The organism is Streptomyces sp. DH12, from assembly GCF_020873895.1.
In the GTDB taxonomy this organism is placed as follows: domain Bacteria; phylum Actinomycetota; class Actinomycetes; order Streptomycetales; family Streptomycetaceae; genus Streptomyces.
This window is the reverse complement of the sequence record NZ_JAHWGT010000841.1, coordinates 1-479: the sequence shown is the minus strand read 5'-3', so window position 1 is coordinate 479 and position 479 is coordinate 1. Positions and strand designations below refer to the sequence as shown.

The 479-nt window shown below is 76.4% G+C and carries 1 protein-coding gene; it reads left to right on the top strand.

The annotated features are described in order from the left end of the window. Positions 1-479: molybdopterin-dependent oxidoreductase (locus LPA54_RS37365; RefSeq protein ID WP_228984896.1), on the top strand; the 479-nt coding region annotated here is incomplete at both ends.

Here is a 479-nt window from a genome sequence, read left to right as displayed (position 1 = left end):
GTCCGTCCCGCGGGACCGGGCGCTGGCGCCGGACGTGCTGCTGGCCTGGTCGATGAACGACGCCTCGCTGCCCCCCGTCCACGGCGCGCCCCTGCGGGTGGTCGTGCCGGGCTGGATCGGCGCCCGCAGCGTCAAGTGGCTCGTCCGTGTCACCGCGCGCACTGCCCCCTCCGACGGCTACTTCCAGGCCACCGCCTACCGCCTCCCCCCGACGGACGACGACCCCGACGGCGTCACCCTCGGCCCGGTCCCGCTCAACAGCGCCGTCCTCACTCCGTCCGAGGGCACCGTCGCCGACGGATGCGTCCGCTGCCCCTGGCACGGCAGCGTCTTCCGGCTCTCCGACGGCTGGAACGTCGAGGGCCCCGCCTCCGCTCCCCAGCCCGCCTTCGACACGCGGGTGACCGACGGGCACGTCGAGGTGCGGCTGCCCGGCGACGGGATACCGGACACCCTGGACGGCCGGGCGACGGCCGGGG